Origin of the sequence: Salipiger sp. PrR003, from assembly GCF_010500785.1 — a bacterium.
Taxonomy (GTDB): domain Bacteria; phylum Pseudomonadota; class Alphaproteobacteria; order Rhodobacterales; family Rhodobacteraceae; genus Salipiger; species Salipiger pacificus_A.
Genome location: NZ_JAAGOV010000060.1, coordinates 24,877 through 34,816, shown reverse-complemented (window position 1 = coordinate 34,816; position 9,940 = coordinate 24,877). Strand labels below are relative to the sequence as shown.

General features: G+C 64.0%; 15 protein-coding genes. All 15 read left to right on the top strand.

The genetic code is table 11. The features are described from left to right. Positions 1 to 399: 399 nt before the first annotated feature. The 15 genes from G0D83_RS21870 to G0D83_RS21800 all read left to right on the top strand — a co-directional run bounded on the left by G0D83_RS21870 (position 400) and on the right by G0D83_RS21800 (position 9,940). The gene (locus G0D83_RS21870; RefSeq protein WP_164196786.1) at positions 400 to 1,263 is read left to right on the top strand and encodes a helix-turn-helix domain-containing protein; all 864 of its coding nucleotides are present in this window, start codon (positions 400 to 402) and stop codon (positions 1,261 to 1,263) included. 2 nt (positions 1,264 to 1,265) lie between these two features. Continuing rightward, a complete protein-coding gene (locus G0D83_RS21865; protein ID WP_164196785.1) occupies positions 1,266 to 1,535 on the top strand; it encodes a DNA-binding protein in 270 nt (89 codons plus the stop codon). A 238-nt stretch (positions 1,536 to 1,773) separates the two neighbouring features. After that, on the top strand, positions 1,774 to 2,985 hold the full coding sequence (locus G0D83_RS21860; protein WP_164196784.1) for a phage portal protein: 1,212 nt from the start codon (positions 1,774 to 1,776) through the stop codon (positions 2,983 to 2,985). After that, on the top strand, positions 2,975 to 3,364 hold the full coding sequence (locus G0D83_RS21855) for a hypothetical protein (protein WP_164196783.1): 390 nt from the start codon (positions 2,975 to 2,977) through the stop codon (positions 3,362 to 3,364). The genes G0D83_RS21860 and G0D83_RS21855 overlap by 11 nt, the downstream gene beginning before the upstream one ends. Further along, positions 3,364 to 3,870 (top strand): HK97 family phage prohead protease, encoded by a 507-nt coding sequence (locus G0D83_RS21850; protein WP_164196782.1) that lies wholly within the window; start codon positions 3,364 to 3,366, stop codon positions 3,868 to 3,870. Before G0D83_RS21855 ends, G0D83_RS21850 begins: the two co-directional genes overlap by 1 nt. Before the next feature lies 1 nt (position 3,871). Then, positions 3,872 to 5,050, top strand: a complete 1,179-nt coding sequence (locus G0D83_RS21845; RefSeq protein ID WP_164196781.1) for a phage major capsid protein — start codon at positions 3,872 to 3,874, stop codon at positions 5,048 to 5,050. Positions 5,051 to 5,061: 11 nt separating this feature from the next. Next, positions 5,062 to 5,448, top strand: a complete 387-nt coding sequence (locus G0D83_RS21840) for a hypothetical protein (protein WP_164196780.1) — start codon at positions 5,062 to 5,064, stop codon at positions 5,446 to 5,448. 159 nt (positions 5,449 to 5,607) lie between these two features. Next, the gene (locus tag G0D83_RS21835) at positions 5,608 to 5,961 is read left to right on the top strand and encodes an HNH endonuclease signature motif containing protein (protein WP_164196779.1); all 354 of its coding nucleotides are present in this window, start codon (positions 5,608 to 5,610) and stop codon (positions 5,959 to 5,961) included. A 2-nt stretch (positions 5,962 to 5,963) separates the two neighbouring features. Then, entirely contained in the window at positions 5,964 to 6,446 is a 483-nt protein-coding gene (locus G0D83_RS21830; protein ID WP_164196778.1) for a hypothetical protein, read from the top strand. A 3-nt stretch (positions 6,447 to 6,449) separates the two neighbouring features. Next, a complete protein-coding gene (locus G0D83_RS21825) occupies positions 6,450 to 6,761 on the top strand; it encodes a head-tail connector protein (RefSeq protein ID WP_164196777.1) in 312 nt (103 codons plus the stop codon). Then, positions 6,761 to 7,171, top strand: a complete 411-nt coding sequence (locus tag G0D83_RS21820) for an HK97-gp10 family putative phage morphogenesis protein (protein WP_164196776.1) — start codon at positions 6,761 to 6,763, stop codon at positions 7,169 to 7,171. The genes G0D83_RS21825 and G0D83_RS21820 overlap by 1 nt, the downstream gene beginning before the upstream one ends. After that, a complete protein-coding gene (locus G0D83_RS21815) occupies positions 7,171 to 7,587 on the top strand; it encodes a DUF3168 domain-containing protein (protein ID WP_164196775.1) in 417 nt (138 codons plus the stop codon). The genes G0D83_RS21820 and G0D83_RS21815 overlap by 1 nt, the downstream gene beginning before the upstream one ends. Beyond that, positions 7,584 to 7,901, top strand: coding sequence for a phage head closure protein (locus G0D83_RS21810; protein ID WP_164196774.1), 318 nt, complete (start codon positions 7,584 to 7,586; stop codon positions 7,899 to 7,901). Before G0D83_RS21815 ends, G0D83_RS21810 begins: the two co-directional genes overlap by 4 nt. After that, on the top strand, positions 7,898 to 8,329 hold the full coding sequence (locus G0D83_RS21805) for a phage terminase small subunit P27 family (protein WP_164196773.1): 432 nt from the start codon (positions 7,898 to 7,900) through the stop codon (positions 8,327 to 8,329). Before G0D83_RS21810 ends, G0D83_RS21805 begins: the two co-directional genes overlap by 4 nt. Positions 8,330 to 8,332: 3 nt before the next feature. Further along, positions 8,333 to 9,940 carry a terminase large subunit gene (locus G0D83_RS21800; protein WP_164196772.1) on the top strand — a complete coding sequence of 536 codons (1,608 nt, stop codon included), beginning with the start codon at positions 8,333 to 8,335 and terminating at the stop codon, positions 9,938 to 9,940.

Genomic DNA, 9,940 nt, shown 5'->3' with positions numbered 1-9,940 from the left:
AACGCCGATCCCTCGGGCTCTCCGCTGACGTTCGACGGCACGCACCTCACGCCGGAAGGGGCAAGATACATGGGCGATCTGCTGAAACCTTATCTGGTCAAGCAGCTCCAGGCAGAGCACCACCCGGTGAACGAGATGCTGCGCCCCTAGGGCACGGCGCCGGCGGGAGACCCGGAGCCGGACATCCCAACCGCCTCACGCCTCGTCGGCCCCCTCAACGAACGCGCGATGCCGCAGGCTTCTCAAACATTCGGACAAGGAAAGCTGGCGATCCCGGCAGGACGGTAAGACCACCTGCAAAATCAACACCTTGCCTTGCCTTACCCGGCTTGAGGCGGGCATTGAAAACATTGGCGAATTTTCCCGTTTGTCCACCCTAAAAATCGGGGGGGCAAGGGCATGAGCAACCGTGTCAGCGTATCCGTGGTGAAGAAGGTTCTCGGCTCTGCTGTGCGCAAGAGCATCATGCTCTACTTCGCCGACAAGGCCAGCGACGACGGTCGCGGCATCTTCTCCTCGAAGGGTACCATCTCGGCTGAGCTGGAGATTTCCCGCTCGACGGTCATCGCCAATATCAACGAGCTGGTGGAGGAAGGGCTCCTCATCGTGGTCGGCGACCGCCGCCATCCGAATGGCGTGACCGTCGAATATGACATCGATTTGGAGGCCCTCGACCGGCTGCCGAACGTCAAGGACAAGCCCAATGACCCGTCCGGGAGCCGGACCCGTCCGACAGCCGGACCCGTCCGGGAGCCGGACACCACCTGTCCGGCAGCCGGACATGACCCGTCCGGGAGCCGGACACAAACCATCCTAGAACCATCCTTTAACCTTGTGTGTGTCGACGCAGAGGCTCAGCGAGAGACCGACGCGGCGTTTGAGAGGTTCTGGGACGCTCATCCTCGACCCCGCTCGAAGGACGCTTGCCGTGATCTCTTCGACCAAGCCGTGAGGTCGGGAGAAGACCCCAACCGCATCGCTGCGGCAGCCGAGGCGTATCGGGCTGAGAACAAGGGCAATGCCCGACAGTACGTCGCCTATGCCGACAACTGGCTCCGAGACGACCGCTGGGAGGATCACCGGGAGGCCGAGGGCGGCAAGCAGGGCCAGCCCTGTGCCAGTGGCGACCTTGCGGCCTTCTGGGCGAAGAAGATCAGCGCAGGCGTCTACGTCGCGCCCTCTGCGATCAGCGCCAAGATGGCGACCGAGATGCTCAGCCGACGTCTGGTGTCGGAAGCCGAGCTGCGCCGGATCGGGGTGTGACGATGGCAGACAGCAAGCCCAACGACACCCCGCCGCTCGACCGGTGGCGCTTCGACGCGCTGGTGGCTGGAGCCGAGAAGCTCTGGGGCCTCGAGGCCATCGCCCGCGCGCTCAACGTCTCGGTCGACAAGGCCCGAAGGCTGGCCCGCGAGCCGAGCGTTCCGATCTATCGACCGATCGGCGCTGGCAGCTACTTCGCCTTCCGCTCCGAGCTTGATGCCTGGTTGCACGGCGAGAGCTTCCGCCGATCGCAGCGCAGCGCGGCGAAGTAGGGCTCGGTCGATGATGGTTCAGCAGCTCGCAGGCGCATCCGCCGGCCCGGCGCCGAGCACCCCGGGGGTGGTCCTGAACTTTCAGGGTGCCATGGGGACCGGCGCGGGGAGGCTCGCGCGATATTTGCCCGAAATAGGGATTTTTGATGAGGGCTCTTCCCGGAAAACCCACGAAAACCCACGATTTGCTAGGTTCTGCCAGCTAGGCAGCGCAGAGGTTTCCGCCGAGTCTGCGGGCATGTGGCTGTTCAAACGCAAACCTCAGATCGAAACCAAGGGCCTCGCCGAACCCGGCGATGACCTCTACGCCCTTTTCGGCATCACACCGACGGCGTCCACCGGCACGCCGGTCACGCCCGATGCCGCCCTCCGCGTTCCCGCCGTCGGCTCGGCGATCCGGGTTATTTCGGAGGCCGTCGCGACACTCGACGTGAGCATCAAGCGCATTGAGGCCGATGGCACCGAGGTGCAGGATGCTGGCCACCAGGCGCTGCCGCTGCTGCGCGACCAGGCGAACGACTGGACCGACGGTTTCTCGTTCATCCGAGACCTCGTCATTGACGCCCTCTCTGACGACAAGGGCGGCATGGCCTACGTCAACCGCCTTGCGGATGGCCGCATCGCGGAGATCATCCGCTATCGCCGGGGCGTGATCGATGTCCAGTTTGATCAAACCACGGGCGAGCCGAGCTACAAGATCGACGGGCGCCGTGTACCGGCCTCGGATATGATCCACCTTCGGAGCCCCTTCGGGCGCTCGCCGCTGTCACTGGCTCGCGAAGCCATCGGCGTCGCCATCGCACTCGACAGCCACGCTGCCAAACTCTTCGGCAGAGGCGCCCGCCCGTCTGGCGCGCTGATGTTCCCGAAGGGCATGGGCGAAGCTTCCGTGAAGGCTGCCCGAACGGCGTGGAAGGCGACCCATGAGGGCAGCGACGCGAACGGCCAGACTGCGATTCTGTACGACGGTGCCGAGTTCAAACCCTTCACCTTCAACTCGACCGACGCCCAGTTCCTCGAGAACCGCAAGTTCCAGATCCTCGAAATCGCGCGCGCGTTCCGCGTCCCGCCCTCGATGCTCTTCGACCACGACCGGGCGACCTGGTCGAACACCGAGCAGATGGGCCGCGAGTTCCTGAGCTACACGCTGGAGCCTTGGCTGCGTGCCACCGAGGGGGCGCTGCGCCGCGCCCTCTTCACCGACGAAGAGCGTGGAACCCATGCTGTGCGGTTCGATCGCGATGACCTCACCCGGGCCGATCTCTCGACGCGCGCCACGGTGATCAACTCGCTGATTTCCTCCCGGACGATCAACCCGAACGAAGGGCGCCAGTGGATCGGGCTGACGCCGCGCGAAGGCGGGGACGAGTTCCTCAATCCCAACATCACCGAGACCCAGGTACCCGCGCCTGGTGCCCCCGAAGACAAGGAAGACCCCGATGCAGCTTGAGGACATCCGCGCCTTCTCCGCCGATCAGGACCGCGGCATCTGGTTCGAGCTCCTCGACCCCGTGACCCATCAGGCAACCGGCATCCGCCTCAAGGTCGCGGGCCCCGACAGTGAAGTCCAGAATCGCGCTCGGCTACGGTTGGCGGATGACCTCTCCGAGGTTGCGGACACCGAAGGCCGCGTGACCGCCGAAGCGCGAGAGCGCGCCCGCCTGGACAGCCTCGCCCGCTGCGTCATGGCTTGGGAGATCAGCGAGGACGGTCATCCGGTCCCGTTCACCCACGCCAATATCGTCCGCCTCCTGAAAGCCGCCGCATGGGTGCAGGCGCAGGTGGATGCCTTCGCGTCTGATCGCGCTGCGTTCCGGAGGGCTGGCTGATGGATCGCGTCTTCCTCGAAACCAAGTTTGACGCCGCCGATGATGGCAGCATCGAGGGGCTCGCATGGCCCTATGGCCAAGGCGACCGGGTTGGCGACTGGATCCAGAAAGGTGCCTTTGCGAGTGCTTCCCTGCCGATCCCGATGCTCTTCGCCCACGACCAGAAAGAGCCGGTGGGGGTCTGGGAATCCGCCGATGACCGCGAAGACGGGCTCCACCTGAAAGGCCGACTGCTGGTCTCGGACGTTGTTCGCGCCCGCGAGGTGCGCGCCCTCGTCCAGGCCGGCGCCGTGCGGGGTATCTCGATCGGCTTTCGCACGAAAAAGGCCATGCGCCGGGCGCGTGGCGGCCGAACGATCACCGACCTCGAACTCCTCGAGGCCAGCCTCGTGACGATCCCGATGCACCCGGGTGCCCGTGTCACCTCGACAAAGACTGCTGTGAGGGCGCTGACCCTCGCCGCCCAACTGCAACGCGCTTCGGCGCAGCTCGCAAAAAGGACCTGAAATGCGACACCTGATGAAGACCGGGCTGCGTGGCAGCACGGCGCTCTCCCCCGCCGATCTCACCCTTAAGGAAGGCGGCGAGGACGATCCGAACGACATCGTCACCAAGGCCATCGGCGATCTCACCGAAACCGTGAACAAGCGCTTTGACGACCAGGATGCGGATCGCAAGAAGCTGTCCGACCGCCTCGACAAGATTGAGGCCAAGTCCAACCGCGCCAAGGGCGAGGGCGAGGACGATCCCGACGAGGCCGCCGCCGTCGAGAAGAAGGCCTTCGGCACGTACCTTCGCCGCGGCGATGCCGTTCCGGACGAGGACCGCAAAGCCCTGACCGTCGCGAATGACGAACAGGGCGGCTACCTGGCGCCGGCCGAGATGAGCACCGAGTTCATCCGCGACCTGGTCGAATACTCTCCGATCCGCTCGGTGGCGAGCGTGCGCGGCATTTCGAGCCCGTCGGTGAAATACCCGAAGCGCACCTCGGGCACGAACGCCCAGTGGGAAGGCGAAGCCGAAGAGGCGCAGGAATCGACCGTCACCTTCGGCCAGCTGGAAGTTCCGGCGCGCAAGCTGATGACCTACGTCGACATCTCCAACGAGCTGCTCGCCGACAGTGGCGGCACGGCCGAGGCCGAAGTGCGCCTCGCGCTGGCAGAGGACGTCGGCAAGAAGGAAGGCGCCGCCTTCGTCAACGGGACCGGCGCAGGCCAGCCCGAGGGCCTGATGACCCATACCGGCATTGCCGAGTGGGTGAACGGTTCGACCACCGCCGTGTCGCCCGACGCGATGGTGAAGATGATGTACAACTTGCCGGCGGCCTACCGGAACAGCGGCACGTGGATGATGAACGGCACCACGCTCGGCGTCATCCGGACCCTCAAGGATGGCGATGGGCGCTTCCTCTGGCAGCCCAGCTTCCAAGCTGGTCAGCCGGAAACCATCCTCGGCCGTCCGGTCATCGAGGCCGTGGACATGCCCGATGTCGGTGCTGGTGCCTTCCCGATCCTCTACGGCGACTTCTCTGCCTACCGGATCGTGGACCGGCTCGCGATGTCGATCCTCGTCAACCCGTATCTGCTCGCGACCAAGGGTCTGACCCGGATCCACGCCACCCGCCGTGTCGGCGGCCGCGTGCTCCAGGCCGAGCGCTTCCGCAAGCTCAAGATGTCCACCAGCTAAGGAGAGAACCCATGCGTGACATCGCACCCAACATCGGAGTGGTTCAGGCCGTGGCGCCTGCGGTCCTCTCCGCAACGGCCACCTCGGCCGCCATCGACCTTCTCGGCTTCGAGGCCGCGGCGCTGGTGCTCAATACCGGGGCCATCGTTTCGGCCGGCGACTTCACCGCCAAGCTGCAGGAGAGCGACACCACCACCTCGGGCGACTTTACCGACGTGGCGGCGGAGCACCTGGTGGGCAGTCTCCCGGCCACGCTCGAGGCCGACAGCGTCTACAAGCAGGGCTACATCGGCAACAAGCGGTACATCCGCGCGGTCCTCACCAAGAACGGCGGCACCTCGATTGCCGGCGGCGCGGTGATCGTGAAGGGCCACCCGCACGACGCGCCGGTGGCCTGACAATGAATCGCGGGGCGACCTCCTTTGAGGGCCTTCACGACCGGCCCAAAAGCGAGAAGCTGCTCTCCTACACGCCCCGTGTACTGACATCGTATGGTCAAGGGCAGCGTGGTCGAAGGACGGGGCGAATCGCCCCGTCCGTTATCCACGGGGGCGACAGTGCCCGGTAAGCCTCCCAAGGTCTGCGGCTGCGGAAAGCTCGTACCAGGTGGCCAACGATGCCCCTGTCAGCGTGACCGTGACGCGGAGCGCAAGGCGAAGTTCGATCGCAAGCGCCTCAGTTCCAGTGCCCGAGGCTACACAGGCTCGTGGGATCGGGCTCGCGCCCAGTTCCTACGTCAGCATCCATTTTGTCGACGCTGCGGCGACCGGGCCTCTGTCGTCGACCACATGACACCGCACCGCGGCGACCAGCGTCTCTTCTGGGACAAAACCAACTGGCAGCCGCTCTGCACCACCTGCCACTCAAGCGCCAAGCAACGTGAGGAACGGCGCAGCAACCCGAGGACTTAGACATGCCGATTTTTTCCACCGCAGGCGCGAAGCTTTTCATCGGTGGCGTACAGCCGATGAAGTCAGAGGACTTCGTTTTGACCGATTTCGACGGCCAGACGTGGACCGAGATCAAAGAGCTCGAAGCTCTCGGATCACTCGGTGACAGTGCAAACGAGATCACCCAAGACATCATTGGTGAAAAGCGGACGAAGCGCCTGAAGGGCACTCGCGTCGCTCCGCCGATGGAAGTGATTGCCGCAATCAATTACGAAGATGCCGGTCAGGCCGCTGTGATCGCAGCCGAAAAGACCGACGACGACTTCGCCTTCAAGATTCAGCTGGACGACGCCCCGTCGGGCGGCACGCCGAGCGAGCGGTATTTCATCGCGAAGATTGCCAGTGCGACGGAAGCGTATGACACCGCCAACTCCGTCATGAAGTTGAATATGTCGCTGTGGATCAACTCCAACGTCGTGCGTGTCAACGCCGCCGAGGGCGTCTAATCCATGGCCATCCTCACCCTCGTTCAGCTCAAAGAGCAACTCAGCTTCACCGATGATATCGGAGACGTGGACAACGCACTGCTTCAGCGCAAGCTCGAAGCGGCACAGAACCATGTCGAACGTCTTCTCGGCTTCAAGATCGAGGAAAATTTCGGGGGTGAGGATCAAGAGCCAGTACCACCGGTTCTGGTCGAGGCGGTCAGTCAGCTTGCTGCCTGGTGGTACGAACAGCGAGAAGCCGCGGCGGAAGCTGCCCGAGAGGTACCTTTCGGTGTGAAGGAGATCGTGACCGAGTACCGGGAGTTCACCTTCTGATGGCTGATGATGGCGGTCTCTCGAAGTTTCAGGCACGTCTTCGGGCGATCCCCGCAGCGGCTCGTGAGGCTGTCACCCCCGCGCTGACGGCGGGAGGCTATGAGATCGCGGATGCCATCGAAGCCCTCGCGCCTGAGGATGAAGGTGACCTGATCGGTTCAATCGCGGTAACGCTTCCGGGGCAATCCACGCCTCCCTATTCCCAACCGGGCGGCGGGCAGGTGGTGCCGGAGAACCAGGTAGCGATTACCGCTGGCAACTCCGATGTCCGATACCCTCATCTCGTCGAATACGGCACCACCCACACGGCGGCGCAGCCGTTCTTCTGGCCGGGCTACAGGCTCGCGCGAAAGAAAGCTCAGAACCGAATCAAGCGCGCGATCTCCAAGGCCATCAGGGGGGCCAAGTGATGTCAGCTGACCTCCCCGTCCAGATCGCCCTGCGCGCGCGCCTCGTGGCCTCTCCGGCCGTGACCGGGCTCGTGCCCGCGTCCAGCATCCTCGATCGCAATTCGACGCCGGCTCCGCGCCCTAGCATCATCCTCGGGGAGGTGCAGGTCATCGACGAGGGTGACAGCATTGCCCGGACGCGGGAGCGCATCGTGCACACCCTCCACGTCTGGAAGACAGAGCCATCGCGGGAGGGCATCAAGCAGATCATGGCGGCGATGCGCGCCGCCATCCGTTCGGCCCGCCTCGACCTTGGCACCGACTACCACTGCGTCGATTGGCGCGTGTCCAGCGTGCGTGCCCTGTCGGACCCGGACGGCGAGAGCTCGCATGGCGTCCTGACCGTGGAAGTGCTGGCAGAGGAGGTGAGCGCATGAAGGCCGGGAAGATGGTCCACGTGATCTCGATCGAGCGCGCCACGGCGACCATCAGTCCCGCGGGCACGCCGGTCACGACCTGGGCGCCGGTTGCGACCCTGCGCGCCGAGCTCGTTGAGCAGCAGGCCGAAGAGTTCCTTCGAAATGCAGGCGACACCACTGTCGCTACAATCGTCTTCCGTACTCGCTTCCTGCCTAGCCTCACCGACGAGGACCGCGTGAGCTTCGACGGCAACGCCTTCGACATTGACCGCATTGTTCCAATTGGGCGCCGCAAGGGGCTCGAAATTCGCTGTAGGGAGATTTCGCCATGAGGGGAGTGAAGCCGCATATCAGGGTCGAGCGCGAGCCTTTGGCGGATCGCCCGGCGCCGGACTACCTCAGCGCAGATGCGCGCGCGGAGTGGAATAGGATCGTGCCAATTCTCGCGAAGCGCAAGATCCTCACGGAAGCGGATGTTGGATGCATCGAGAACTATTGCATGGCCATCGGCACGGTCCGTGAAATGGATCGTGAGATTCAGCGCGTGGGCGCCGTGCAGAAGGTCTTCAAGATAGACAAGGAAGGCGTCTCGGTCCTCACATCGATCCGCAAGAATCCGGCGGTGAGTATTCGTGCAGAGGCGATGACCCAATCGCGCCTCTACGCCGCCGAGCTTGGGGCGACTCCGGTTTCCAGGTCGCGCCCGACCGTTGACGACGATGACGACGATGACGATCTGTTCGGTTGGACCGGGGGGTAATCGATGCTTGTCCCCTCGTGGATCGATAACCCCGACGAGATTCCCGATCCCCTTGGGCGGGGAGAGCGTGCCGTGCAATGGCTTCGGATGCTCAAGCACCCAAAGAACCCGGCACCCGGACATCCGTTCGAACTCGACGCATGGCAGGAGAACGTGGTCCGGCGCATCTACGGACCTCGGAACGAAGATGGGAGCCGCGTCGTTCGTCGCGTCGTGCTGTTGCTGCCCAGGGGAAACCGGAAGACCAGCCTCTCCGCCGCGATCACGCTGCTGCATGTGATGGGGCCGGAGAGCGAGCCTGGAGGCCTCGTGGTGTCGGCGGCATCCGCACACGAACAGGCGCTCGAGCTCTACAACGAAGCCGCCATGATCATTCGCTTCGACCGCCGGCTGGAAAAGCATCTCAGCGTGCGTGAGTATCAGTCGCGTATTTCCTGCAAGAAGCGGCAGACCAGATACATCGCCGTGGCTTCCGACGGCAAGGTTCAGCATGGCAAAACGCCCAACGTCGTCATTGCCGACGAGCTTCATGCCTGGGAGGGGCGCGCAGGCCTGCGCCAATGGGAGGCGCTCGACTCGGCGCTCGTAAAGGTGCCCGGCACACTGATGATCGTTGCCAGCACCTCGGGCCGCGGGCAAGAGAACCTCGCGTGGCAAACCGTCGAGTACGCCATCAAGGTTCAGAAGGGTGAGATTGATGACCCGGCCACCCTGCCTGTCATTTTCATGGCCGAGCCCGAAGACGATTGGACGGATGAGGCACTTTGGCATGCGGTGAACCCCGGCCTTGCCCACGGCTATCCGGACCTGCCGGCGTTTCGTGATAAGGCTCGCAAGGCCGAGCATTCGCCGTTCGAACGGGACAGCTTCCTTCAGTTCAACCTCAACCGCTGGCTTGATCAGACCACCTCCCCATTCGTTGAAATGCACGTCTACGATCAGGGTGCGCACGACGTGGACCCGGAAGAGATGGAGATGGTCCAGGAACCATGCTACCTCGGCGTCGACCTCTCGAAGAACGAAGACCTTACCGTGGTGGTGGCCTGCTGGCCGGACGGTGAGGATGGCTACCAGGTGGTTCCCTACTTCTTCTGCCCAGAAGACAACCTGCGCGCCCGAGGTGAGGCACACGGCGTCGACTATGTCTCTTGGGCGGAGGATGGCTACATCATCCCAACGCCGGGCAACACCGTTGACCTGCGCGCGGTAGAGGAGCACATCCGCGAGCTTTGCGCCCGCTTCAACGTTCGCGAGATCGCCTTCGACCCGACCTATGGGCGCGCAATGATGGCCGATCTCGTCGATGACGGCCTGCCCGCTGTCGAGTTCCGTCAAGGTTGGGTAACGATGGCACCCGCGGTCAAAGAACTTGAGCGGGCAATTCTCGGCGGTCGATTCAAACACGCCGGCCACCCGGTGCTGCGCTGGAACTTTGGCAACATTCAGCTTCATGTCGATGCAGCCGGAAACCGATCGTTCCACAAGGGCAAGAGTGGCAACAAGATCGACGGCGCGGTGGCCTGCGCCATGGCCGTAGCGCGCTGCGCGGCGGCCGAGGATCACTTCACCAGCTCGGCCGACTGGTTCACCGATGAACTCTGGACAACGTAA